This window comes from uncultured Maricaulis sp., assembly GCF_905480005.1.
Lineage (GTDB): Bacteria > Pseudomonadota > Alphaproteobacteria > Caulobacterales > Maricaulaceae > Maricaulis.
The window spans coordinates 1-25083 of sequence record NZ_CAJQOO010000129.1; the positions used below are offsets into that span (position 1 = coordinate 1).

Genomic DNA, 25083 nt, shown 5'->3' on the forward strand with positions numbered 1-25083 from the left:
TTGATCGACAGGACAGGCGCAGCGCTGCCTGACGGTGTTTCATGCGTCATGGATAGGCCAGCCTTGTGTCGAGTGTCAGACGCTCTGCCCGGCGCCAGCGCCCAAGGTGGGGCTTTTGCGGCAAAATTCAACCCGTGCGCGAGGCGTTCGGGTGCAATGCCAAGATCGCCAAGGTCTCCAACGCCACCCTTTGTCATCCCCGCCGGAAAGCCCGCGAAGGCGGGCTGCAGGGCGGGGACCTAGCGGGTTGCCACCAGTTAGGTCCCTGACTTGCGCCCCGCCTTCGCGGGGCATCCATCAGGGATGACAACAAGTGGCGTAAGCGACAACACGCGCCCGCTAATCCTCACCCTCTTCCAGGTCTTCCTCGGTCAGCCCGCCATCGACGCGCCAGCCATAGCCATCGCCCTGGGCCAGGGTTTCGGCCAGCCAGGGCATGGCCGCGACCAGCTTGTCTTCCAGGGTGAAGGGCGGATTGATGATGACGACGCCGGCACCGGCCAGCTTGCCTTCGGAGGAGAGGTCGCGGATCCACAGATCGGCGCGCAGGATTTTCTCCGGCTCGAACTCCTTCTCCGAGATCAGCCATTGGGCGAGACCATTGTCGAAACGGTCGGCGGCCCAGAGGTTTTTCAAAGAGCGCCAGAAGATGAAGGTGCCGGTCGGCCATTTCGCCAGCGCGCCCATCACCGCCTCGGCCATATGGGCCAGCTCGTCGCGATCCTCGAAGGGCGGATCGATCAGTACCAGGCCGCGCTTTTCCTTCGGCGGCACCAGGCTTTTCAGCGCCTTGTAGCCATCGCGGCGTTCGACCTTCACCCGGGCATCGCGGCGATAGCGATTATCCAGCGTCTGGCTGTCCGCCTCGTGCAGCTCGCACAGATGGATACGATCCTCGTCCCGCGTCAGGCGGGCGGCGATCTCCGGTGAACCGGGATAGGCGGTGACAGCGTCCGGATTCATCGCGCGCACAATATCGAGCCAGGGACCGAGCATGGCCTGGACCGGCTCGGGCAGATCGGCCTCCATCAGCCGACCAATCCCGTCCTTCCATTCCGGCGAGCGTTCGGCTTCGGAGGAGGCGAGGTCATAGCCGCCAATCCCGGCATGGGTGTCGATCACCCGATAGGATTTCGGCTTGGCGTTGAGATGTTCAAGGCACAGGGCGAGCACCGAGTGCTTGAGCACATCGGCGAAGTTTCCGGCATGGAAGGCGTGGCGGTAATTCATGGCGGCGCTATAGCGCGGAGCGGCGCCGGACGCCACCACCTGCAAAACCGCCCTCGCCTCCGGCGCAGGCTTGTCCTAGCTTTCGCGGGGCTCGGAACAGCATTGAGGGACGCCGCACCATGTTCGTGAAACTGTATCGCCGCATGCAGGACGAAGCCGCCCATGGCGCGCGCCGGGTGATGAAGGCGGGCTGGTTCCTCAAGGACGAGAAATCGAGCCTGATCTGGGATGCGCCCAAGCCGGTCAGCTTTGATCATGACAAGCCGGCGACCTCGAAATCCGCCCTGTCCTGCCCCGCCGCGATCGAGTTCGACCGTCGGCATTATGCCATTCCCTGCCCGATCGATGTGCATCTGCGCATGGTGCGCAACGCCCAGGGCCAGCTCCAGCTGACCAATATCGAGGGCCCGCAGGCCTCGACCCGCCCGGCCGGTCTGCAGCAAATCCTGATGATGTCGCCGCAAAATGAGTGGCGCCACCCGGCCCGGCCCATGCTGCAGCTGGTGACGCCCTATGTCTTCGTGTCGGACGACCCGCTCTATGTGAACCAGTTCCCGCCCTTCCTGCATTACGAGACCCAGAGCCGGCCCGGCGTCATGCTGTGCGGTCGCTTCCCGGCCGACATCTGGCCGCGCCCCCATATGTGGGCCTTCGAATGGCATGATGTGGAGAAGGATCTCATCCTCAAGCGCGGCGAGCCGCTCTTCTATGTCCGCTTCGAGGGCGGCGATCCGGCCGCGCCGCTGCGCCTGGTCGAGGCCGAGAAGACCGAGGAATTGATGAGCTTCATGCGCTCGCTTACCGATGTGACGAATTTCGTCAATCAGAGCTTCCAGCTTTTCAAGACGGCCCGCGAACGCCGGCCGAAAACCCTGCTGGTCGAAAAGAAGCGCTAGTCCGGCGGTTGCAAAGCCGCACACCATGCGGGCTTTGCCTGACGGCACGAGCGCCCTAGTCTCCCCGGCAACCTAAACCGGTCCAATTCTCGGGGAGTTTCACCATGTTCCGACTTATCGCCGCGGCCGCAGCCGCGGTCGCCCTCACCCTGCCGGCCTTCGCCCAGGACGACGCGATGGACGAGCCTCGCAGTTGGGAAAGCCGTGGCGAAGTCACCGTCAATGGCGAGCGTATCCGCTATACCGCCACAGCGGGCGAGACCTGGCTGCGGGATGCGGACGGCAATCCGACCGCCTCCATCTTCGCGACCACCTATATCGCTGACGGCATGGATGACCCGCGCACACGCCCGGTCGCCTTTGTTTTCAATGGCGGGCCGGGTTCCGCCAGCCTGTGGCTGCATATGGGCGTGTTCGGCCCGCAGCGCCTGGTCCTGCCCGACGCGGGTGATGACGGGGCGGCCCCTTTCGACACGGTCGAAAACACGGTCTCCATTCTCGACGTGGCCGACCTTGTTTTCGTTGATCCGGTCGGCACCGGCTGGTCGCAGACCCTGGGCGAGGGTTCGACCGAGGATTTCTGGGGCGTCAATGAGGATGGCGAGAGCCTGGCGCAATTCATCCGCATCTGGCTGTCCGAGCACCAGCGCTGGAATTCACCGAAATACCTGCTGGGCGAGAGCTATGGCACGCTGCGTATCGGCTCGCTGCTGAACCAGCTGGAAGGCGGGTATACCGACGTCGCCATCAATGGCGTGGCGCTGATCTCGACCGTGCTCGATTTCCGCTATGACGACACGTCGAACGGCAATGATATCGGCTATGTCGGCCTGATGCCGGGTTATGCCGCGACCGCCTGGTATCACGGCAAGATCGACCGCTCGGCCTGGAATGATGACCTGGAAGCCTTCCTCGCCGCGTCTCGCGAGTTTGCGATCGAGGACTACATGCCGGCGCTGATGCGCGGCGTGACCCTGGACCCGGCGCGCGAAGCCGAGGTGATCCGCCAGCTCTCCGCTTTCACCGGCCTGTCGGAAACCTTCCTCGACCGCGCCAATATGCGGGTCTCGCTGCAGCGCTTCATGCGCGAGCTGCGCCGGGATGAAGGCCTGTCCGTGGGGCGTCTGGACAGCCGCTATACCGGTGTCGAGGTCGACGGTATCGGCGACACGCCGGAAACCGATCCCAGCTTCTATGGCATTGATGCCAGCTTCACCGCCTCCATGCTCGACTATTTCGGCCGCACGCTGGGTGTCGAGATGACGGAATATTATTCCACCATCGGTGGCGTGCGCGGCTGGAACTGGGATGCCGGTCGTTCGGGCAATAACAACTACATCAATGTGGCGCCCTGGATCTCCCGCGCCATGCGCCAGAACAGCGATCTCGAAGTGCTGGTCCAGCAGGGTTATTACGACCTGGCGACGCCCTTCTTCGCGGCCGAGCTGATGTTCAACCAGCCCGGCTTCATCCAGGACCGTGTCCACTTCCGCTACTACGAGGCGGGCCACATGATGTATATCCACGAGCCATCCCTGATCGAGATGACGGACGATGTGCGGGCCCTGATCGCCGACTAGGGCCGCGTATCAAGCGCGACAGGAAAGGCCTGGCGCTTCGAGCGTCGGGCCTTTTTCATGATCGCTATCGCGTCTTGCGCGTGAGATCACAGATGCCGGCCAGGGCGGTCAGGACGAGGAAGGTGGCGGTTCCCATATAGCCGGCCATCTCCATGTCTTCCGGGATCGGCGCGGCGTGATTGGCGAACTCCGCAAGCGCCAGCAGCGCCATGAAGACCCACGGCCAGATACGGCCGATCAGGCCTTTCGCCGCGGTCATTCGCAAATAGAGAACAAAGCCGCCCAACAGGACACCGAACTCGACCGCCAGGGCGACGGGGTAATTATTCCACAGGCCAAAGCCGACACGCATCCCGCCCGGCCATAATTCGAGATCAGGCACATGGACGACCAGGTCGAGCAGCCAGTGCGAGAAGACCGCCAGCCCGATCGCCAGCGCCCCGGCCCGCTTCTGGCGCGGCGCGAGGACCATCCAGGCAAGGCCGGCGAGAACCGACCAGCCCAGCGCGCCCGGCAGGGAATGCGTGATCGGCATGTCATAGAGATCAAGCGGATTGGCCTCGGTGAAACCGGGCACGATCCGCACATGCTCAATGCCATTGGCGATAAAAATGCCCCACAGCACATCGACGAATTGCACCGCCAGGAAAAAGGCCCAGAGCGGCACCGACTTGGCGATGGTCTTGCCGGCAAGGGCCGGACCGTAATGACCGACGAACATGATCTATCTCTCCGCGTCCAGCGCAGGACACGCTAACCGCAATCAAAGCCGGGGGCTAACCCCCTACTCGCCCTCAAACGCCACCAGGCTGGAGACCGGGACGCCCAGCGCCTCGATCCGCCTGGCGCCGCCCAGATCGGGGAGGTCGATGATGAAGGCGGCGCCGACGACAGTGGCGCCGGCCCGCTGGAGGAGCTTGATCGAGGCTTCGGCGGTGCCGCCGGTGGCGATCAGGTCGTCCACCAGAAGGACGCGGTCACCCTCGGCAATGGCGTCGACATGGATTTCGATCGCGTCCTGGCCGTATTCCAGCTCGTATTCCTCGATCAGCGTGCGATGGGGCAGCTTGCCGCGTTTGCGCACGGGCGTGAAACCGACCGAGAGCTGGTGGGCAACAGCGCCGCCGAGAATGAAGCCGCGCGCCTCGGTACCGGCGACCTGGTCAATCTTGGCTCCGGCCCAGGGCTGGACCATGCGGTCGACGGCGACACGAAAAGCGCGGGCATCGCCGATCAGTGTGGTGACATCGCGGAACTGGATGCCCGGCTTGGGATAATCCGGAATGGTGCGGATCGCGGCTTTCAAATCCATGGCTCGGGTCTCGGTCTCGCGCTAGGTCTGGGTTTCATAGGGATTGGCAAAGGTCTCGGCCTGGGCTGCCTGATGCCAGACGCGATAGTCTTCATCGGCCAGCAGCGTGTCACAATAGGCCTGTGCTTCGGCGTGCAGCGGAATGTCATAGGCATAAAAGCGCGCGGCCACCGGTGTGAAGAAGGCGTCGGCAATGCTCCAGCGACCAAACAGCCAGGGGCCGTCAACGCTTTTGACGTCATGCCAGAGCGCCTGAAGCCTGGCGACATCGAGCTGGGTGGCATCGGTCAGCATGATCGCGGAAGGCGTCCGGCACAGATCCATCGGACAGGTCTCGCGCAGGGCCATGAAGCCGGCATGCATCATCGCGACGGCCGCCCGCGCCTGGCCGCGCTGGCCTTCATGCGACGGCCAGACTTCGGGTGCCTGCTCGGCGGCCCACTCGCAGATTGCCAGCGAATCCCAGATGACCGCATTGCGCATATGCAGCGCAGGAACCGTACCGCCCGGCGAGATCGCTGACAGCGCCTGGCGCGTGCCCGCCTCGTTCAGCGGCACCAGATTTTCCTCGAAGGCCAGGCCCGCCTTTCTCATCACCAGCCAGGCGCGCAGCGACCAGCTGGAGAAGCGGCGATTGCCGATATGGAGAAGCGGCGCCCTCACCTCAGCGCTCTGCGAGCTCGTCGGCACGGGCCCGGGTCAGGCTGATCTGGCAATCCAGCGTGATCTCCTCGCGCGAGGCCTCGGACAGGAACATGGCCGCCGATCGACGTGTGCATTCGGCATCCCGATAGGCCGTCCAGGCGGATTGCGCCGTATCGAAGGCCGCGCGGGCGCCGAAGCGTCCGCCGGAATCGGCATCAACGGCATCGGCTTCCTCGCTGGCGGCCTCGGCAGTAGTGTCAAGCCGGTCCTCGGCCGTCTCCAGCAGATCCCGCAGGCAATTGCGGCGCGCATTCCAGTTGGTCAGATGCGCCGCACACTCCACCGCAGGTCGCGGCGTCGGGAAAGTCAGGTCCTGGACTGCCAAGGCTGCCAGGTAAATTCCGGATATCACAATCATGTCCCACTCCCCGTTACGGCCCTTTTATGGACGAGGCCTGCGGACGGGGAAAGGGGCAGCGATCAGCGCGCTGTATCGGTTTCCAGAAAGGCGATGAGCGTAGCGAGGAAATGGTCGGACAGGCGGCGGGCGACGCCATAGCGGCGACCGTCATCCTGCAGCATCACATACTGGCCGACATGCAGGCCGACCACGTGAGGCACGCCCTTGATCATCGTCACCATGGGCGAGCCTGACAGGCCCGGACGCGAGGGACAGGAGTGCACGATGAGGCGTTCATCAGACCAGTCCTCGATCTGCTCGACCCGGCAGGCCTGATTGTCCGTGACGCGATTGACCATGGTCAGCCCGCCCGTCATGCCCGGGCCCGACCCGGCGGCCTGCAGACGGGTGATATCGGCGGGCAGGCGCCCGGCTGTGCGCAAAATGGCCCAGTCCTCACCGAATTCATTGTCCTCGTGTGGGTTCTGCGGCGCGAGGATCATTTCAATGATCTGCCCCGTCTCCTCGTCCTCGCCATAAACCCGGCACTGACGTTCGCCGGCTCGACCGGTCACGCCATGGCGCGCCGCCAGCAGGATGTCGTTATCGCCTCCTGCGCCCGACACATCCAGCAATACAGCCCGGCTGACATAGGAATGACCGGTGGCCGCATCCGCGCACAACAGGCGAACCACGCCATTGCGACTGTCAGCGAAACTGGCCGGGTCGAGCGGCATGAAGGCCAGACGATCGGCGGCCTGCCCGGATGCTGACAGGACGAGTGCGAGCCCGGCAGCGATCAGGAGGGTCAAGCGGATCAACATGGCACCATCCAAGCACTGCGCCCGGAGCCGGTCCAGTGAAATGCCCGTGAACCGCGATCAGAGGACCCGGCCGGCGATCACTTTCAGCCGTTCGAGCATTGACCTGTCCCGCGCCGTGGGCGGCGTGATGATGGCGCTGTCGAGACAGGTCTCGATCCCGTCCGGAGACGCTGTGCGCGGTGTCTGCGCCAGTGTGGCGGCGAGCCGCGCGAGCAGGCGTTTGGCGGCGACCGTGTTGGACTGCATGACAGCCAGGACGGCGGCGACATCGACACTCTCGCCCTCGTCGCGCCAGCAATCATAATCGGTGACCATGGCGATGGAGGCATAGGGCAGCTCTGCCTCGCGGGCCAGACGCGCCTCGGGCATGTTGGTCATGCCGATCACATCCATCCCCCATTGCCGATACAGCTCGCTTTCCGCGCGGGTGGAAAATTGCGGACCTTCCATCGCCAGATAGGTGCCGCCGCGTGTGACCGGCACGGCCTCGGCCTCACCGGCATCCGCGGCCAGCCCCGCCAGGCGCGAACAGACCGGCTGGGCCAGCGGCACATGGGCGACACAGCCGGTTCCGAAGAAGGAGCGCTCACGCCCCATTGTGCGATCGACATACTGGTCGACCAGGACGAAGTGTCCCGGCGGCAAATCCTCGCGCAGGGAGCCACAGGCGGAGACCGAGAGAAGGTCGGTACAGCCGGCCATTTTCAGCGCCGCAATATTGGCGCGAAAGGGGATCTGGGATGGCGGGATGGCATGCCCGGCGCCATGGCGCGGCAGGAAGACCAGCTCGATCCCGTTGAGACGGCCGCGGGTCAGCGGTGCCGACGGGGTGCCCCAGGGTGTCTCGACGGTTTCGGTGCGGACATCGCTGAGCCCGTCCAGCGCATACAGGCCGGAGCCACCGATAATGCCGAGTGTCCAGGTGCTCATCTCATATCCCTTCAGCGCCCGGTGCAAGCGGACAAGAAAAAGGGGCCACGAACATGGTCCGCGGCCCCTTCAAAGCTTGGTGTCGAGCCGGAAGCCTAGTGCTTCACATTGGCCCAGACCTGACGATAGGCCAGGTAGACCAGGATCGCGAAGATCAGCAGGTAGAGAAGAACCATCACACCCATCTGCTTGCGCGTTTCCATGTGCGGGTCACCGGCCCAGCTCAGGAAAGTCGTGACGTCCTCGGCCATCTGCTCGACCGAGGCTTCCGTACCGTCGGCATATTCGATGATGCCTTCGGCCAGCGGCGGGGCCATGGCAATGGCACCACCCGCGAAATACGGATTGTAATACATGCCAGGCGCCAGATGACTGTCTTCCGGCTCGTCGTAATACCCCGTCAGCAGCGAGTAGAGATAATTCTCGCCACCGGTGCGGGCCTTGACGATCAGCGACAGGTCGGGCGGGTAGGCACCGCCATTGGAGGCCCGGGCCATCTGGACGTTGGCAAAGGGAGCCGGGAAGGCGTCGGACGGCAGGCCGGCGCGCTCGATCGGGTCACCATCATCATTGACCTCGTCCTGGTCCCAGACACGCGTATAGCTGCCCGCGATCTGCATCACGACCGGATTGTCGTTCGGGTTCGGAAAGGCTTCCTCCTCGAACGGACCGCCGCGCTGGGCCAGATTGCGGAAACGCATCAGGTCCATGGAGTGACAGGACGCACAGACTTCCTGGTAGATCTGGTAGCCACGCTGAACCGACTGGCGGTCATACGTGCCAAACGGGCCGTCATGATGCCAGTGGTGCTCTTTCGGCGGATACTGCTCGCCCTCGAAGGCGGCTGCCGTGCCGGCGAAGCCAAGGGCCGCAATGGCGGCGGCGAAAATGCGGGTCATCTTCATGATCGTCGCTCCCCTCAGGCCTTGTCCGAGCCAAGAACCGCGGCTTCGATCGAGGCCGGACGCTCCTTGGGTTTTTCGATAATGCCCATCACCGGCAGGACGATGATGAAGTAGGCGAAGTAGTAGAAGGTCAGGAATTGACCGAGATAGAGGAATTTGAAGCCCGTTATGCCCAGCACGAAATCATCGGGGTTCACGGCGCCACACCAGCCAAGGCCGAGTGCTGCCACCACGAAGAAGATGAAGAACCAGCGCGTCAGCGGACGGTAGCGCATCGAGCGGACCTTGGACGTGTCCAGCCAGGGCAGGACGAACAGGATGCCGATGGCGCCGAACATGGCCAGCACGCCGCCCAGCTTGGCGTCGATCGGACCGATGTCGAACGTGATGGCGCGCAGGATCGCGTAGAAGGGCAGGTAATACCATTCCGGCACGATATGGGCCGGCGTCACCAGCGGATCCGCCTCGATATAGTTGTCGGCATGACCAAGCACGGTCGGCAGGAAGAAGACGAAGACCGCGAAGACCATCAGATAGACGATGATCGCGAAGCCGTCCTTCACCGTGTAGTACGGGTGGAAGGGCAGCGTGTCCTTCTTGTTGTCCTTGCCCTTGCGGGTCTCGAGGCCAACCGGATTGCCATTGCCCGGCACATGCAGCGCCCAGATGTGCAGGCCGACAACGGCGGCAATCACGAAGGGCAGCAGATAGTGCAGCGAGAAGAAACGGTTCAGCGTTGACTGGCCGACCGAGAAACCGCCCCACAGCCATTCACGCAATGCGTCACCGATGAAGGGCAGCGCGCCGATCAGATTGGTGATCACCATCGCGCCCCAATAGGACATCTGACCCCAGGGCAGCACATAGCCCATGAAACCGGTGGCCATCATCAGGAGATAGATCACGACACCGAGGATCCAGAGGACCTCGCGCGGTGCCTTGTAGGAGCCGTAATACAGGCCCCGGAACATGTGCAGGTAAACCGCGACAAAGAAGAAGCTGGCGCCATTGGCGTGCATGGACTGGATCAGCCAGCCAAACGGCACGTCACGGGTGATCCGCTGGACGCTCTCGAAGGCATAATCCTCATGCGCCACATAGTGCATGGCCAGGACGATGCCGGAGACGATCTGGATCATCAGGAAGACGGCGAGAATACCGCCGAACGTCCACCAGTAGTTCAAATTCCGCGGGGTCGGGAAGTCGACGAAACTGTCATAGCCGAGGCGGATGATCGGGAGACGGTCATCGAGCCATTTCTCGATGCCGGTCGACGGATTGTAGGTCGAAGGTCCGCTCATGATACAGCCCACCCGGAGTTAGACGCTTCTTCAGGCGACAGACCGATCTTGACGGTCGTCTCGGTCTCGAAAAAGTAGTCCGGGACCGGGAGGTTTTCCGGTGCCGGTCCGCGACGGATGCGCGCCGAGGTGTCGTAGTGCGACCCGTGGCACGGGCAGTACCAGCCGTCATAATCGCCGGTATTGGCGCCCAGACCGAGCGGCACGCAGCCCAGATGGGTGCAATTGCCCTTCACGATCAGGAATTCCGGACGCAGGACGCGGTTGGCGTCGGTGCCCGGTGTGCCGGTCGGCAGATTGTCATTGCGGGCTTCCTCGTCGGGCAGAGCATCAAGCTCGACCGACTGGGCCTCGGCAATCTCTTCCTCGGTGCGGTGGCGGATAAAGACCGGACCACCGCGCCACATGACGGTGACTTCCGATCCGACCGCTACCACCGAGACATCGACGCGGATGGAACCCAGCGCGAGCGTATCCGCTGCGGGATTCATCTGGTCGATGAACGGCCAAGCCACGAGACCGCCACCGACGGCGGCCGCGCCGCCAGCAGCGATATAGATGAAGTCGCGGCGGGACGGTTCTTGTCCGTCTGCACCGGGCGCGCCGTTCTCTTCCGTCACGAGCCGACCTCTTCTCTTATCAAATACGGGACCGCGGGATGCGGGCCCTGCCCCAGAAAAACCACGTCTCACTTGACGTACCCGCACATGCGGGGTTTGACGCGGTATAAACTACTCCCGGACGCACTGACCAGTAGGTGGCGCAATGCCGCATGCATGCAGTCGGGTCCAGTCTCAGCGCGGCTTAGAATGCGGATCGTATTTTTTCAACCGGATATTCCGCAAAACCTGGGGGCAGCGATGCGTGTCGCAGCCTGTTTCGGAGCGGAACTCGACATAATCGAGCCCTGTGCCTTTCCCCTGACTGACAAGGGAATTCGACGCGCCGCGATGGACTATAAAGCCGCCATTACACCGCATCGCCATGCCTCGTGGAACGCCTATCAGGCAAGTGCAGACGCCGCATCCGGCCGCCTCGTCCTGTTCACAACCCGGGGCGCGGGAGAGCTGTGGAATTTTTCATTCAGACCTGATGATCGCCTGCTTTTCGGGCGCGAAAGTGCCGGTGTTCCGGACGATGTCCATGACGCGGCGGAATGTCGCGTCCGGATTCCGATTCGCGAGGGCCTGCGCTCGCTCAATGTGACGGTCTCGGCGGGAATCGCTTTGGCCGAGGCGTCGCGGCAGCTGGGTTTGGGTGAGTGAACTGGCACGGGCTGCGGAACGGCAATCTTGTCATGCCCCTTGTCATCCCCGCTGAATGTCCGGCGACGGCCGGACGCAAGCCGGGCACCTACATGTCGCAACCAGCCAGGTCCCTGATAGACGCCCGTCCACCACACAGCCTCGCTTGCCCTCACCGGCGACTGCGCTAAACATCGCTCCATGACACACACACCCGCCTCCGCCGCCACCGACATCCAGCGCGAATCCGCTGAATGCTGGTTTGAAGACCTGCGCGATCAGATTTGCGCTGAATTCGAGACCCTTGAGCGCGAGGCGCCGGATCAGCTCTATCCCCGCGAGGCCGGCACATTCGAACGTGAAGCCTGGACCCGCGGCGATGGCTCCAGGGATGAGGGCGGCGGGACGATGGCGATCATGCGCGGGCGCCTGTTCGAGAAAGTCGGTGTGCATGTCTCGGCGGTCCAGGGCGAGTTCTCCGAGCAATTCCGCCAGCAGATACCGGGCGCCGCCGAAGACCCGCGCTTCTTCGCCACCGGAATCTCGCTGATCGCCCATATGTGGTCACCCAAAGTGCCCGCCGTACACATGAATACCCGCTTCATCACCACGACCGAGTGGTGGTTTGGCGGCGGCATGGACCTCACCCCCGTGCTCGACAGCGCCCGGACCCAGGATCATCCCGACGCAATCGATTTTCACGCCGCCTGCCAGGCAGCCTGCGACGAGCATGGCGATGACTTCCATGCCCGTTTCAAGAAATGGTGCGACGAGTATTTCTACCTGCCCCATCGCGACGAGCCTCGCGGCATTGGCGGGATTTTCTATGATCGCCACAATACCGGTGACTGGGACGCCGATTTCGCCTTCACCCGCGATGTCGGCCGGGCCTTCCTGGACATCTATCCAAAGATTGTCCGTCGCCGCATGGGCGAGAGCTGGACCGCCGCTGACCGCGAGGAACAGCTGGTCCGCCGCGGCCGCTATGCCGAATTCAACCTCCTGCACGACCGCGGCACCAAGTTCGGCCTGGAGACGGGCGGCAATGTGAAGTCCATCCTGTCGTCCATGCCGCCAGAGGCGAAGTGGCCCTAGCCAGCCTCACTGCGCACGGTTTGCATCCAAAAACGGGTTGGCGCTCATCCGGGTCAGGAGATGACCATGGATGAACCTGTGCCCGATACCGCTTGCCAACCCTTCCAGCGCTTTCATGCCGAACTGGTGGACACCGCCTTTTCGCCGCATCGGCACGACACCTACACTTTCGCACTGACCACGCGCGGCGTTCAGGATTTTGACTATCGCGGTGAAACCCGGCGCTCCCGTCCGGGCGCGGTGGTCGTGCTGCATCCGGATGAATTGCATGATGGCCGCCCGGGCGCGGAGGGCGGGTTCGGCTATGCCGGCCTGACCATTTTGCCGGAAGCGCTCGCCCGATACCGGCCGGGGCGCAGCCTGCCCTTCCTGGCCGGCGGTGTCAGTCGCAATGCCGAACTCATGACCGCGATCCGGACTGCCTTGTCACTGGATGAAAAGGCCAGCGTGCTGGAGCACGAGAGCGCCGTGATCGAGCTCGCCCAGGCCCTTGATGCGGTGAGCGATGCCCCGGCGCCCGTCAGCCCTGTCACCCGCGCCGTTGTGGATGCGGCCTGCACACTGATCCGTGACCATCTGGAAGACGGCATCTCCCTGGCCGAACTGGAAGCGGTGACCGGTCAGGATCGCTGGCAGCTCTGCCGTGACTTCCGCACCCTGCGCGGCACGAGCCCGGCCCGCTATCTCACCCAGCGCCGTCTGGATGTGGTGCGCGACGGTCTCGCCTGTCGCCAGCCGCTGGCCGAGCTGGCCGATGCCGCCGGCTTTGCGGATCAGGCCCATATGAGCCGCCAGTTCAAGGCAGCCTACGGGATTTCGCCGGGCCGCTATGCCCGCACAATCGTTCAAGACCGGTCCGCACACCTGCCCCATCCTGTCCTCAACTGACCGCACTCGCGGTTCAATTGAGGATATACGAATGACTGCTTCACCGTCCCGGCGCGCGCACAGCCTGATCATCGAGCTCGCCATTGTTATGGCCGTTCTGGTCAGCACCAAACTCATCTTCGACCAGATCGCCTGGCGCTTCGCCGGACCGATCTCACTGGCCTTCACCCTGGTGACGATCGCCGGCTTCACGCTTCGGCACAAGGAAAGCTGGTCGAGCTTCGGCCTGCGTCGCCTGAAGCGCTGGTGGTCGATCCCGCTGGTCCTGCCCCAGGCCCTGCTCGGCGTCGTCTCCATTCTCGCCGTCGGCGTCGCCACCGCGATGGCCGGTGACGCGCTGGGTTTCTGGTCGACCGATGGCACCCAGGAGGGCGTCGAAGACCGGTGGGGCAATATCGTGGGCAATCTGCCCGTCTATCTGATGTGGATGGCGATTGGCTGGACCAGCGCGGCCTTTGGCGAGGAGATCTTCTTTCGCGGCTATCTGATCGACCGTATCAGCAAGCTCCTGCCCGATGCTCGTTGGGCAAGCTTCATTTCCATCCTGATACCGGCGCTGATCTTCGGCATCGCCCATGCCTATTACCAGGGCGTTCGCGGCCTGATCGTCACGGGCCTGATCGGGCTGGCACTTGGCGGGCTCTACCTCTTCAACAAGCGTAATCTCTGGCCCAACATCATCGCCCACGGCCTGGTCGACAGCCTCGCCTTCACGGCGATGTATCTCGATCTCGACATTTGAGCGGCGGCGGCAAGAAAAAACCCCGGCTGGGAAGCCGGGGTTTTTCAATTCGCCTACGTGATGACGCCTAGTGCTTTTTCAGCCGGGCGATCAGCTCGTCCTTGGTCGGCTCGAACCGGTCGGCAATCCACAGCGCCTTGAGTTCGTCCAGCGCGTCGCCGAGCATCGGGCCGGGCTCATAGCCCAGAAGGATGAGATCGCCACCCCTGACCGGGAATTCCGGCTCTTTCCACTCGCGCGCAAACTTGGCGAGCAGCTGCCAGTCGCGCGGCGGCGGGGCCACTTCGCCAGCCGCCTGGAGGCGGGCCTGATCTTCAAAGGCACGGGCGCCGAGCTTCATCAGCGCACGTTCCGCGGCCTGGAGATCGGAGAAAGCCTCGGTCACGTCTTCCCGGGCCGCGGGGTCGACGGCGCCCTGAAGGCGACGGGCTTCTGCGTTCGACATTTTCATCTTGGCTGCCATGGTCCTGATCCTTTCCGGTCCGCCATCGGCGAGCGCCGCAAATCGAAGCATCGAATCGGGCGCTAATCCGTATTCTACATCTTGCGCAATGATACCGCTCAGGACTCTTAAGGATCCGTTCACTCCAAGCATCAAATCCAGGAGGCCAAAATCGCGCATCACCCTAAGGACCGCCCGCGGATCCGGTGCGGACAGGAGTTTTTTCAGTTCCGACCAGACCCGTTCGGCGGATAATTTATGCAGACCCTGCATGTGTTCGCGGACCGCCCCGAGGGCCGGAGCGTCCGGTGTGCCGCTGCCATACCAGGCCTCGAAACGGAACAGGCGCAGGATGCGCAGATAATCTTCACGGATCCGGTCACCGGCCTCCCCGACAAAGACAAAGCGCCGGTCCGGCAGGTCGGCCAGCCCGCCGGTCGGATCATGCACGACACCGTCGGCATCGGCATAAAGCGCGTTGAGCCGGAAATCGCGGCGCTGGGCGTCCTCGGTCCAGTCGCGCGTGAAGGCGACCACGGCGCGGCGACCATCCGTCGCCACATCCCGGCGCAATGTCGTGACTTCCAGCGGCTCGCCTTCAGCGACCACGGTGATCGTTCCGTGGGCCTTGCCGGTGGGAACAGGCTTGAGACCGGCAGCCCGGGCAGCGGCGATGACCTGGTCGGGGTCGAGCTGGGTGGCAATGTCGATATCGGCCACCGGGACGCCCAGGAGCGTATTGCGGACGCAGCCACCGACAAAGCGCGACGCCCCTTGGCCGGCCGCATCGAGCGCCGCCATCACCTTGCGCGTCGATACTGCCGTCATCCAGTCATGCTGTGCCGGATCAAGCCTGGCGGCTGTCATTGCGGCGCGTCATCCTCGCCCGTGGGCTCGGCACTGTCCTCATCATCCTCGGCCGGCACGAAATGGCCCGGCACGATGCGGCCGTCGATATTCTGCGGCGGGACATAGCGCTCGCCTTCATGCCCGGCGCGGCTGGCGTCCAGGATCACCAGGACCAGCATGGTGACGACGGCAAGACCGGCGCCGGCTGCGGCGAGGCGCAAGGTCGGCAACCGCCCGGCCTCCGGCCTTCGCGTGGACAGGCGCTGCCAGATCATGAAGAGCGCAAAGGGCAGCAGGAATGAGGCGATTTCGATGAGCGTGATACGGATCATGATTCAACCATATAGCCTGTCGTGCAGGGATTTCAGCATGCCTGCTGTCGCCCCCCATATATAACGCCCCTCCCAGGGCATCGCATAGTAGTGACGCACATGGCCCTGCCATTCGCGCGAATGGCGCTGGTGATTGGCCGGGTCCATGAGGAAATCGAAGGGCGTCTCGAAGACATCCGCGACCTCGCCCGGATCAGGCCGCACGGTGAAGCCCGGCTTGATGACACCGACAAAGGGCGTGACGTGATAGCCGGTCACGGTGGCATAGCTGTCGAAGCGACCGACCAGCTCGACATGATGCCCGCCGATCCCGACCTCCTCCTCCAGCTCGCGCACCGCCGCCTCGGCAGCGGTTTCCCCGCCGCCATCGATCCGGCCACCTGGGAAGCTGATCTGGCCGGCATGGCGCGGCAGGTGGGACGCACGCTCGGTCAGGAGAAGGCGCGGCGGTCCATCATGCAGGATGAGCGGCGCGATCACGGCCGCGGCGCGAATCTCGACATCGGCCAGCTCCGGCGGGACCGGTACATCGCCATTGAGATCGGCATCACCGAAACGCGGCCCTTCGAGCGGCGCATCAATCGGGTCCAGCCGGTCGCGCAGTCGGGCGACCAGCGCCTCGGTTTCACGCATCGCCGTCGCCATCCTCTTCACCCAGCGGGTAGAATTCGCCCCCGCTCCACACGCCGGTCCGCCCCTCATGCTCAACCGCGCATCCGGCCAGCTCGTAGAAGACCGGACGGGTCATCAGCGCCTCGAGCTTTCCACGGACATGCACGAGCGGTGTCGGTTCCCCGCTTTCCGGGTCGATCGACACGGAGATCGGATGATCGGGTCCCGCTTCGGTCAACTCATCCATATTGGTGGTAAAAATCAGTGACTGGTCGCGCCCCTCGCCGACCACGTCGACTCGCACCGCCAGGAAGGGCGCGACCTCCACCTCGATGCCGATTTTCTCAACCGGCGTCACGAGATAATGAACGCCGTCGTCATCTTTCCGCAAGATTGTGGCAAACAGACGTATCAGACGTTCCCGGGTGATGCGCACACCTTCATGCCACCAAGACCCGTCCCGCTTGATGACGAGGTCCATCTCCCCGCAATATTCGGGGTGCCAGCGCTCGACCGGCGGCAGGCCGGTTCCGGCCTCACGGGCCGCCTTGAGCAGCGACTGCATTGGATCACGGGTTTGCGAGTTCGAGGGCATGGACACCTTATCTGCGCAACGCCATGCTGCGTCGCGCCAACTGGCCTATATGGGGTCTGTATCGGAAAGGAATGTAGGACGATGACCGAGATGAATGAACCCGGTGCAGAGCTGATCGCTGAAGCCGACGCTGCGACGGAGCGCCTGAAGGCGGTCAAGGAGTCCATCGGTCGCGTGATCTATGGCCTGGAAAACGAGGTCGAGCTTTGCCTCACGGCCATGCTGTCCGGCGGCCATACCCTGCTTGTCGGCGCGCCCGGCCTGGCCAAGACCCGCCTGGTGGAGACGATCGCTGTGGCGACCGGTATCGATACCAAGCGCATCCAGTTCACCCCGGACCTGATGCCCGCCGATATTCTCGGCTCGGAAATCCTGGAAGAGAGTGATGACGGCAAGCGTCATTTCCGCTTCCTGCCCGGCCCGATCTTCTGTCGCCTCCTGATGGCCGACGAGATCAACCGCGCCAGCCCGCGCACCCAGGCCGCCCTGCTCCAGGCCATGCAGGAAGGGCATGTCACGGTCGCCGGCGAACGCCATGACCTGCCCAAGCCCTTCCATGTCCTGGCCACCCAGAACCCGATCGAGCAGGAAGGCACCTACCCGCTTCCCGAAGCCCAGCTTGACCGTTTCCTGCTGCGCGTCGACGTGCCCTACCCGTCGCGCGATGCCGAACGTGCTGTTCTGCTCGCGACGACCGGCGCCGAGGCGGCCGAATCGGTCACCGTTCTGGACGCCGAGGAAATCCTCAAACTCCAGGCCCTGGTCCGCCGCCTTCCGGTTGGCGAGCGGGTGCTGGAATCCATTCTCGACCTTTTGCGTCTGGCGCGCCCGGAAGACACGGACGTGCCGGAAGTGCGCGACGGCGTGTCCTGGGGACCCGGACCGCGTGCTGGTCAGGCCCTGATGCTCGCATGTCGCGCCCGGGCCCTGCTTCAGGGGCGCCTCGCTCCGTCGACGGAAGATGTCGCGGCGCTGGCCGAACCGGTGCTGAAACACCGCATGGCCCTGTCCTTCGCTGCCCGCGCTGACGGTCACACGCTGGAAGGCCTGATCAAGTCGCTGGCCGACCGGGCCGCCTGATCATGAGCCAGGGTGCCAATCGACAGGACGAGGCAAGGGTCGTCGCGCTGCGCCATGAAGGCGAAGACGCGGCCGCCAGCCTGCCCTCCCTGCTGGCCGAAGCGGATCGCATCGCCGCGACCGTCGCCCAGGGCGTGCACGGGCGTCGCCGTTCCGGCATTGGCGAGACTTTCTGGCAATATCGGCACCACCGCCCCGAAGATGGCCGCCAGGCGATCGACTGGCGCCAGTCCGCGCGCTCGGATCAGCTCTTTGTGCGCCAGAATGAGTGGGAAGCGGCCAATACGATCTGGCTGTGGCGTGATGGCTCGGCATCGATGCGCTATGCCTCCAGCCGCAATCATTCCGCCAAGATCGACCGCGCCGCCGTCTGTCAGATCGCGGTGGCGGCCCTGCTGACCCAGGGCGGCGAGCGCGTCAGTGTGCTCGGCGAGTCGGCCATTGCCCGCACCGGGGCGCTGGGGCTGGAACGCGCCTCCCGCCGGCTGGCACTGGGTCCCGGCGACGCCGCTTCCGTCGAAGCCCCCAATATCTCCCGTTATGGCCGTGTTGTGCTGGCCAGTGATTTCCTCGATCCGATCGAGACCTGGGCATCGCGCCTGTCCCGTTTTGCCGCCATGGAGGCGCATGGCGTCCTGCTGCGGGTCGTCGATCCGGCGGAGGAGGACTTCCCCTATGCCGGCCGCACCCGTTTCGAACACCCGGGCGGCGGCGAGAGCCTGCTCTTTGGCCGGGCCGAGGAAGCCCGCTCGGCCTATCGCCAGCGCTGGGCAGAACATGGCGAACGCCTCGCCGACCTCGCCCGCCAGTATGGTTGGAGCCTGGTAACACACCGCACCGACCGCCCGGCGACCAGCGCCGTGCTCGCCCTTTTCCGCGCCCTCGCGAGGGATGTCTGACCTGATGTTTGCTCTCGGCCCCCTCTCCTTCGGCGCCCCGCTGGCGCTGGCCGGCCTGGTGACCCTGCCCCTGTTGTGGCTGCTACTGCGCGCCACGCCGCCGGCACCCAAGCGCGCCATCTTTCCACCCCTGCGCCTGCTGCTCGGTGCGCCGGATGACGCCGAGACCCCGCAACACGCACCCTGGTGGCTGATCCTTTTCCGCCTGTTGATTGCAGCGCTGGTCATCATCGCCCTGGCCCGTCCGGTCTGGACCCCGCCCAGCGTCGAGGAAGAAACCCGCCCGGCCCTGATCGTCATGGATAGCGGCTGGGCCAGTGCGGCAGCCTGGAATGACATGCGTCAGGAAGCCGAACGCCTGATCGATGAAGCCGAGCGCGATGGCCGCGCGGTGACCCTGGTCACAACGGCCCCGACCGGTCAGGCCATACCGGCCCTGCGCCCGGGCAATGCCGACAGCGCACGTCGCCAGCTCGAAACGGCCGATCCCCAACCCTGGCCCGCCGACCGCGGTGCCACGGCCGAACGCCTCAATGAGGCCCGCTCGAATGATATCCTGAGCGCGCCGATGGCGGTGACCTGGCTGAGCGACGGTGTCGACAGCCGCGATGCTGCGGACCTCTCGCGCGCCCTCGACGCTCTGGGTGATCTCACCGTGATCGAGCCGGATGCCGGCCGTGCCCCATTGGGTCTGGCGGCGCCGGAACCGGCCGCGGACGGGCTGACTGTCTCAGTCCTGCGTGCCGGGAGTGATTTCCCGCGCACCGTCGCGGTAACGGCTCTGGGCAGTGACGGACGCGCCATAGCCCGCACCGACCTGCAATTTGCGGCTGGCGAGGGCATGGCCAGCGCCGATATCGGTCTGCCGCTCGATCTGCGCAATCGCATCGCCAGCCTGCGCCTTGATGGCAGCAGCTCCGCCGCCTCGGTCCGCCTGCTCGGCGATCAATGGCAGCGTCCCCGGGTCGGCCTGATCACGCTGGAAAGCGATGAGGGGCAACCCCTTCTGTCCGACCTGCATTATGTGCGCAGCGCGCTGGGCCCGCATGCCCAACTGATCGATGGCGATCTCGACGCCCTTCTGGCCGAGGATGTCTCGGTCCTCATCATGACCGACAGTGCCCGCTCGGACGATCAGCGCATTGTCGATTTCGTCAATGAAGGCGGGGTCCTGATCCGTTTCGCCGGCCCGCGCCTGGCTGCCCAGGGGGATGACCTTCTGCCCGTCATCCTGCGCGAGGGCGGACGTCTCTTTGGCGGCTCGCTCAACTGGGATGAGCCCCAGCGCATTGCCGGCTTCCCGGACACCTCGCCCTTTGCCGGCCTGCCCGCCGACAATTCCGCCACGATTGATCGCCAGGTCCTGGCCCAGCCCGGCAGTGCCACGCCGGACCGTGTCTGGGCCCGCCTGGTCGACGGCACCCCGCTGGTCACCGCCGAACGTCGCGCCCGCGGCTGGATCATCCTCTTCCATGTCACGGCCAGCCCGGACTGGTCAGACCTGCCGCTCTCCGGCCTCTTCCCGCGCATGTTGCAGCGTCTGATGGGCTTGTCCCAGGGCGGGTCTGCCTCTGTGCCCGGCAATGGTGCCTGGGTGCTCGATCAGGCGCTTGATGCCGGCGGCCAGCTGGTCTCGGCGCCGGTGAGTGCGCGACCGGTTCCCGCTGCCGCCTTCGACACCGCAATCGTTTCACCCGTCGCGCCGCCCGGCCTCTACCGGCTTGGCTCGGCGGCCTCTGCCCTCAATGTGATCGGAGCGGATACCCGCATGGAGCCTCTGCCCCGCGACCTTCCCGGCGCCCGTTTCGCGGGTCTTGATGGTCCACGCGCCCAGCATTTTGACGCCTGGCTTCTCGCCGCCGCCCTGGTCATGCTCGCACTCGACGTGTTGATCGCCCTGGGCCTTGCGGGCCGGCTTCCGGCGCGTTTCGGCACCGCCACGACGGCCGCCCTGCTCGCGCTTGGTCTGTTGCCGCTGGCCATCGCACCTCCGGTCCAGGCTCAGGACACGACATCCGAGCGGGTCGCGCTCAGCGACGAGATGATGCAGGCCGCCCTCACCTTGCGCTTCGGCTATGTGACCACCGGCGACACGGCGATCGATGCCCGCAGCGAGGCCGGTCTCGCCGGCCTGTCGCAGGAGATTTTCCGGCGCAGCGCCATGGAGCCGGAACCGCCCCTGGCCGTGAATGTGAATACGGATGAGCTGATCTTTTTCCCGATGCTCTACTGGCCGGTCACCCGTGATGCGGGCCCGCTGAGCCCGGAAGCCTCCCGCCGCGTGGCCGCCTATCTGGCCGCAGGCGGGCTGATCATCTTTGATACCCAGGATGCCGATATTTCCATGCTCCGAGCCGGCGCGCCGCATCCCGGCCTGGTCAATGTGCTCGACAGCATTGATGTCCCGGCCCTGTCGCAAATCCCGGCGGACCACGTGCTGACACGCGCCTTCTATCTGCTGCAGGAATTCCCCGGTCGCTATACCGGCTCACCGGTCTGGGTCGAGGCCAATCCCGATGGCGCCTCGCGGGATGGCACATCCGGCGTGATTATCGGATCGCATGACTGGGCCACGGCCTGGGCGCGCGGCGATGGCGGCGGCGCGGCCGCGCCCATTGATGGCGGCGAACGCCAGCGCGAAATGGCGATCCGCTTCGGCGTCAATATCGCCATGTATGCGCTGACCGGAAACTACAAGGCGGACCAGGTCCACGTTCCCGACATCCTGGAAAGGCTCGGCCAATGAGCGTGACCCAGAGCCTGCCCCTCGGCGCGACAGTTTCCGCGCTCGATTTCGCCCCGCTCCTGCCCTGGTCGGTGATTGGCGGTCTGGCCGGTATCGCGCTGCTGGCCATCGCGATCGGCGGATTGCAGAAAATGTCCGGCTGGATCTGGCGCTCGCTGGGCGTCTTGATGATTGCGCTTGTCCTGGCCAATCCATCGCTGGTGGAAGAAGAACGCGACCCGCTGCCGGACGTCGCCGTACTGGTCACGGACACCTCCGCCTCGATGACGGTGGGCGGCCGCCGCGAAGCATCCGAGGAAATGGCCGAGGCCCTGCGCCGTGAAGCCGAGACTGACCCCATGCTCGACCTGATCGAGGTCGAGGCCGGTGAAACCGCGGACGGCACCATGTTGTTTGACGGCGTCAATGCGGCCCTGGCGTCCGCTCCGCCGGACCGGCTCGCCGGTGTGGTCCTGGTCACGGACGGGCAGATCCATGACGCCCCGCTTGATACCGATGCGCTGAATGTCGACGCCCCCATCCACCACGTGATGACCGGCGACCGCTCGGCCGGCGATCGCCGCCTGGTGATCGAGGAAGCCCCGCGCTACGGCATTGTCGGCCAGACCGTGTCCTTCGTGATCCGCGTCGAAGATGATGCCATGCAGGGCACAGCCTCCGTGGCCTTCCGCTTTGAGGGCGGCGATCCGCAAATCCATCCGATCCCGATCGGCCGCTCGACCCGGGTTGAAGTTCCGGTTGAACGCCGCGGCCAGAATGTGATCGAGGCCGAGGTCGAGGCCGGCCCGCAGGAACTCTCCCTGATCAATAACCGCGCAGCGGTCTCCGTCTCGGGCGTACGCGATCGTCTGCGTGTGCTTCTGGTCACCGGTGAGCCGCATAATGGCGCCCGTGCCTGGCGTGACCTGCTGAAGTCCGACCCCTCGGTCGATCTGGTTCACTTCACGATTCTGAGGCCGCCGGATCGCCGTGATTCGACCCCGGTCGACGAGCTGGCCCTGATCGGCTTCCCGGTCCAGGAGCTCTTTGTCGAGCGTCTGAGCGAATTCGACCTGGTGATCTTCGACCGCTATCGCCGGCGCAACATCATGCCGCCGCTCTATTTCGACTATATCTCGCGCTATGTGGAGAATGGCGGCGCCCTGCTGGTGACTGCCGGCCCGCCCTTTGCCGGTCCACCCAGCCTCTATCGCACACCCCTGGCCGCCGTTCTTCCGGTGCGCCCGACCGGGTATATCACCGATGCGCCCTTCACCCCCGAGCCGACCGATACCGGTCTGCGCCATCCGGTCACGGCCGGTCTGGCCGGTGGGGGTGAAAGTCCGCAATGGGGCCGCTGGCTGCGCCATATCCACGGCACGGCCCTGGGTGGTGAAACGCTGCTTGAAACACCCGATGGCGATCCACTCCTGGTGGTTCAGCGCTCCGGCCAGGGGCGCGCCGCCATCGTCATGTCGGATCAGACCTGGCTGTGGTCACGCGGCTTTGAGGGCGGCGGTCCCTATGCCGAAATGTTCCGCCGCGTGGCTCACTGGCTGATGCGCGAACCGGAGCTCGACGAGGAGCGGCTGACCGCCTTTGCCACCGATGGCGAATTGCAGGTCGACCGGGTCACCCTGTCCGATACGCCGCCGCCCCTGCAGCTGACCTGGCCCGATGGCCGGCAGGATGTGGTCACCATGACCGAAACCGAGGGCGAGCCGGGTCATTTCGCGGCCCGTGTCCCGGCCAGCGGATCCGGTCTGGTGCGACTGCGTTCCGGCGATCTGACGACGGTCGCAGCCCTGGGCCCGATCAATCCGATGGAATATGCCGACCTGCGCCCGAATGCGGATGTGCTTGATCCCTTCGTGGACGTCACCGGCGGTGGTCTCTTCGCCATTGGCGACGGTCCCGATGCCACCCTGCCCGGCCTGCGACGCACGCGCGCATCCGCCGATCAGGCCGGCCGGTCCTGGCTCGGCCTGCAGCGCAATGAACGCTATGTCGTGCGCGCCTCGACCCGCATCCCGCTCCTGCCGGGTCTGCTCATGGTCTTGCTGATCGCGGCCATGCTGGGTCTGGGCTGGTGGCGCGAGGGGCGCTGAGGCCTGCCACCCCTGCGGGGGTGACGGCGCCATTCACCATGCGGAAACACCTGGTCTGGCATGACTGGGACGATTGAACCGGAGAGAGCCATGCGCCGCATTCTGACCCTGATCGCCATTCTCGGCCTCGCCCCGACCCTGTCGGGCTGCATCGTTGTCGGCGCCGCGGCCCTGGCGACCGATGTCGCCGTCGGGACGGCCGGCGCTGCGGTGCGCACCACCGCCGCCGTCGGCGGCGCGGCCATCGACGTCATCACACCGGGTGATGACGATGATGATGACCATGATCATGACCACGATCACGACTAGATGAAGCACACAGGCGCGCTGTCGCCTGTCTGTGCCTTCTCAATCCCCCCGGATACTGCTAGACTGCGCCTTGAGGGACTGCTCGCAGACGTATCAAGGAGGCACGTGATGTTGCGCACAATGACGGCCATTCTGGCACTGGGTGCCCTGTCCAGCCCGTCGCTGGCGGACCAGCCCGTGGCCATTGGCGAAATCGCCTATGGCCCGGAACTTATCGAAAATGCAGAGGATTTCGGCGAGCGCGAACTCGAGCGCCTGTCCGGCTATCTGCGCACTGCGCTGGAGCGCGAGCTCCGCGGCCAGATCGGCGAAGGTGGTTATACGCTGAACGCGACCATACTCGACGCCCAGCCCAACCGCCCGACCATGGCGCAGATGAGCGGGACCCGTGCCCTGCACCACTCCTCCATCTCCGTTGGCGGTGCTGAAGTCGAAGCCGAACTCGTCTCGGCCGATGGCGAAGTCCTCGAAACCTACAGCTATGGCTGGCGCAGCTGGAATATCCAGGACGTCACCGGCTATGCCCAGTGGACCGATGCGCGGCGGACTTTCTCGCGCTTTGCGGACCAGGTTTCTGACAGTCTGGATGAGCGGGTCGACGCCGGTTCCTGATCACGCCGGATTTCCGGATGAAACGGACGCGCCTTCGCGGGTGCGTCCGTTTTTTATTGTGCTGCAGCAAGGAAATCCCGAACGGAGCCCTGATGCCGGACACGCAATTGTGATAGGATGACGCCATCGCAGGGGGGACATGAACCCAGGAGAGACCGACATGCGTACTCTCGTTTGTGTACTTGCGTTGTATTGCCTGGCCTCGCCAGCCCTGGCCCAGAATGGCGACGCCTTCCAGGCCGATTTCCAGAGCGAGGCCAGCGGATCCATCGAGATTGGCCGGATCGGATTTTCCGATCTTGTGCGGGCCAAGGCTGACAGTCTGGGCGAAGTCGAGCTGGCTCGCCTGGCGCGCTATCTGCACGATGATCTGTCGCGGGCCCTGATCGATGCCGACTGGCATGGCGTGTCGACCCGGGAAACCGTGCTGAGCGTCACCATTACCGATGTCGTGCCAAACCGGCCGACCATGAACCAGATCCAGGTCATGGACACGGCGCATTACTCCGAGCACGCCAATGGTGGCGC

Annotated in this window: 27 protein-coding genes; 13 read left to right on the forward strand and 14 right to left on the reverse strand. The window is 64.8% G+C overall.

The window, feature by feature from the left end; translation table 11 throughout:
• Nucleotides 1-339 precede the first annotated feature (339 nt).
• Nucleotides 340-1230, reverse strand: coding sequence for a 23S rRNA (adenine(2030)-N(6))-methyltransferase RlmJ (locus tag QZ266_RS11625; RefSeq protein ID WP_295695332.1), 891 nt, complete (start codon nucleotides 1228-1230; stop codon nucleotides 340-342).
• Between the two features lie 119 nt (nucleotides 1231-1349).
• On the opposite strand from QZ266_RS11625, the gene QZ266_RS11630 reads away from it, so the two are divergent.
• Nucleotides 1350-2126, forward strand: a complete 777-nt coding sequence (locus tag QZ266_RS11630; protein ID WP_295695334.1) for a hypothetical protein — start codon at nucleotides 1350-1352, stop codon at nucleotides 2124-2126.
• Between the two features lie 104 nt (nucleotides 2127-2230).
• The gene (locus QZ266_RS11635; protein WP_295695336.1) at nucleotides 2231-3706 is read left to right on the forward strand and encodes a peptidase S10; all 1476 of its coding nucleotides are present in this window, start codon (nucleotides 2231-2233) and stop codon (nucleotides 3704-3706) included.
• Between the two features lie 64 nt (nucleotides 3707-3770).
• Here the strand turns inward: QZ266_RS11635 and QZ266_RS11640 are convergent, their stop codons facing one another.
• The 9 genes from QZ266_RS11640 to petA all read right to left on the reverse strand — a co-directional run bounded on the left by QZ266_RS11640 (nucleotide 3771) and on the right by petA (nucleotide 10643).
• The gene (locus QZ266_RS11640) at nucleotides 3771-4427 is read right to left on the reverse strand and encodes a hypothetical protein (protein ID WP_295695338.1); all 657 of its coding nucleotides are present in this window, start codon (nucleotides 4425-4427) and stop codon (nucleotides 3771-3773) included.
• A gap of 63 nt (nucleotides 4428-4490) precedes the next feature.
• On the reverse strand, nucleotides 4491-5018 hold the full coding sequence (locus QZ266_RS11645) for an adenine phosphoribosyltransferase (RefSeq protein ID WP_295695340.1): 528 nt from the start codon (nucleotides 5016-5018) through the stop codon (nucleotides 4491-4493).
• A gap of 21 nt (nucleotides 5019-5039) precedes the next feature.
• A complete protein-coding gene (locus tag QZ266_RS11650) occupies nucleotides 5040-5681 on the reverse strand; it encodes a glutathione S-transferase family protein (protein WP_295695342.1) in 642 nt (213 codons plus the stop codon).
• A 1-nt stretch (nucleotide 5682) separates the two neighbouring features.
• On the reverse strand, nucleotides 5683-6081 hold the full coding sequence (locus QZ266_RS11655; RefSeq protein ID WP_295695344.1) for a lysozyme inhibitor LprI family protein: 399 nt from the start codon (nucleotides 6079-6081) through the stop codon (nucleotides 5683-5685).
• A gap of 62 nt (nucleotides 6082-6143) precedes the next feature.
• Complete coding sequence (locus QZ266_RS11660; RefSeq protein ID WP_295695346.1) at nucleotides 6144-6887, reverse strand: hypothetical protein; 744 nt, start codon at nucleotides 6885-6887, stop codon at nucleotides 6144-6146.
• 57 nt (nucleotides 6888-6944) lie between these two features.
• The gene (locus tag QZ266_RS11665; protein ID WP_295695348.1) at nucleotides 6945-7817 is read right to left on the reverse strand and encodes an S-methyl-5'-thioadenosine phosphorylase; all 873 of its coding nucleotides are present in this window, start codon (nucleotides 7815-7817) and stop codon (nucleotides 6945-6947) included.
• 95 nt (nucleotides 7818-7912) lie between these two features.
• Complete coding sequence (locus tag QZ266_RS11670) at nucleotides 7913-8722, reverse strand: cytochrome c1 (protein ID WP_295695350.1); 810 nt, start codon at nucleotides 8720-8722, stop codon at nucleotides 7913-7915.
• Between the two features lie 14 nt (nucleotides 8723-8736).
• Entirely contained in the window at nucleotides 8737-10023 is a 1287-nt protein-coding gene (locus tag QZ266_RS11675) for a cytochrome b N-terminal domain-containing protein (RefSeq protein WP_295695352.1), read from the reverse strand.
• Entirely contained in the window at nucleotides 10020-10643 is a 624-nt protein-coding gene (petA, locus tag QZ266_RS11680; RefSeq protein ID WP_295695354.1) for a ubiquinol-cytochrome c reductase iron-sulfur subunit, read from the reverse strand. Before petA ends, QZ266_RS11675 begins: the two co-directional genes overlap by 4 nt.
• Nucleotides 10644-10832: 189 nt before the next feature.
• Between petA and QZ266_RS11685 the strand changes: the two genes are divergently transcribed.
• The 4 genes from QZ266_RS11685 to QZ266_RS11700 all read left to right on the forward strand — a co-directional run bounded on the left by QZ266_RS11685 (nucleotide 10833) and on the right by QZ266_RS11700 (nucleotide 13992).
• Nucleotides 10833-11288, forward strand: a complete 456-nt coding sequence (locus QZ266_RS11685) for a tRNA (cytidine(34)-2'-O)-methyltransferase (protein ID WP_295695356.1) — start codon at nucleotides 10833-10835, stop codon at nucleotides 11286-11288.
• Nucleotides 11289-11468: 180 nt separating this feature from the next.
• Nucleotides 11469-12362, forward strand: coding sequence for an oxygen-dependent coproporphyrinogen oxidase (gene hemF / locus QZ266_RS11690; RefSeq protein ID WP_295695358.1), 894 nt, complete (start codon nucleotides 11469-11471; stop codon nucleotides 12360-12362).
• 66 nt (nucleotides 12363-12428) lie between these two features.
• Nucleotides 12429-13250, forward strand: coding sequence for an AraC family transcriptional regulator (locus QZ266_RS11695; protein WP_295695359.1), 822 nt, complete (start codon nucleotides 12429-12431; stop codon nucleotides 13248-13250).
• Nucleotides 13251-13281: 31 nt separating this feature from the next.
• Nucleotides 13282-13992: a CPBP family intramembrane glutamic endopeptidase gene (locus tag QZ266_RS11700; RefSeq protein WP_295695361.1), complete on the forward strand. Its 711-nt coding sequence runs from the start codon at nucleotides 13282-13284 to the stop codon at nucleotides 13990-13992.
• A 67-nt stretch (nucleotides 13993-14059) separates the two neighbouring features.
• Here the strand turns inward: QZ266_RS11700 and QZ266_RS11705 are convergent, their stop codons facing one another.
• Genes QZ266_RS11705 through QZ266_RS11720 form a run of 4 tightly spaced genes read right to left on the reverse strand, consistent with a single transcriptional unit; the run spans nucleotide 14060 to nucleotide 16792 of the window.
• On the reverse strand, nucleotides 14060-15301 hold the full coding sequence (locus QZ266_RS11705; protein WP_295695363.1) for a CCA tRNA nucleotidyltransferase: 1242 nt from the start codon (nucleotides 15299-15301) through the stop codon (nucleotides 14060-14062).
• Nucleotides 15298-15615, reverse strand: coding sequence for a DUF6111 family protein (locus QZ266_RS11710; protein WP_295695365.1), 318 nt, complete (start codon nucleotides 15613-15615; stop codon nucleotides 15298-15300). Before QZ266_RS11710 ends, QZ266_RS11705 begins: the two co-directional genes overlap by 4 nt.
• A gap of 3 nt (nucleotides 15616-15618) precedes the next feature.
• Nucleotides 15619-16248: a CoA pyrophosphatase gene (locus tag QZ266_RS11715; protein ID WP_295695367.1), complete on the reverse strand. Its 630-nt coding sequence runs from the start codon at nucleotides 16246-16248 to the stop codon at nucleotides 15619-15621.
• A complete protein-coding gene (locus QZ266_RS11720) occupies nucleotides 16241-16792 on the reverse strand; it encodes a DUF1285 domain-containing protein (RefSeq protein ID WP_367178240.1) in 552 nt (183 codons plus the stop codon). The genes QZ266_RS11715 and QZ266_RS11720 overlap by 8 nt, the downstream gene beginning before the upstream one ends.
• A 111-nt stretch (nucleotides 16793-16903) precedes the next feature.
• Between QZ266_RS11720 and QZ266_RS11725 the strand changes: the two genes are divergently transcribed.
• The 7 genes from QZ266_RS11725 to QZ266_RS11755 all read left to right on the forward strand — a co-directional run.
• Complete coding sequence (locus tag QZ266_RS11725; RefSeq protein ID WP_295695369.1) at nucleotides 16904-17902, forward strand: MoxR family ATPase; 999 nt, start codon at nucleotides 16904-16906, stop codon at nucleotides 17900-17902.
• 2 nt (nucleotides 17903-17904) lie between these two features.
• Nucleotides 17905-18801, forward strand: coding sequence for a DUF58 domain-containing protein (locus QZ266_RS11730; protein WP_295695371.1), 897 nt, complete (start codon nucleotides 17905-17907; stop codon nucleotides 18799-18801).
• Nucleotides 18802-18805: 4 nt separating this feature from the next.
• The gene (locus tag QZ266_RS11735) at nucleotides 18806-21547 is read left to right on the forward strand and encodes a DUF4159 domain-containing protein (protein WP_295695373.1); all 2742 of its coding nucleotides are present in this window, start codon (nucleotides 18806-18808) and stop codon (nucleotides 21545-21547) included.
• Nucleotides 21544-23634, forward strand: a complete 2091-nt coding sequence (locus QZ266_RS11740) for a glutamine amidotransferase (RefSeq protein ID WP_295695375.1) — start codon at nucleotides 21544-21546, stop codon at nucleotides 23632-23634. Before QZ266_RS11735 ends, QZ266_RS11740 begins: the two co-directional genes overlap by 4 nt.
• A 90-nt stretch (nucleotides 23635-23724) precedes the next feature.
• Nucleotides 23725-23943, forward strand: coding sequence for a hypothetical protein (locus QZ266_RS11745; protein WP_295695377.1), 219 nt, complete (start codon nucleotides 23725-23727; stop codon nucleotides 23941-23943).
• Nucleotides 23944-24051: 108 nt separating this feature from the next.
• The gene (locus QZ266_RS11750; RefSeq protein ID WP_295695379.1) at nucleotides 24052-24555 is read left to right on the forward strand and encodes a hypothetical protein; all 504 of its coding nucleotides are present in this window, start codon (nucleotides 24052-24054) and stop codon (nucleotides 24553-24555) included.
• Between the two features lie 160 nt (nucleotides 24556-24715).
• On the forward strand, nucleotides 24716-25083 hold a 368-nt coding region (locus QZ266_RS11755), incomplete at its 3' end, for a hypothetical protein (RefSeq protein WP_295695381.1).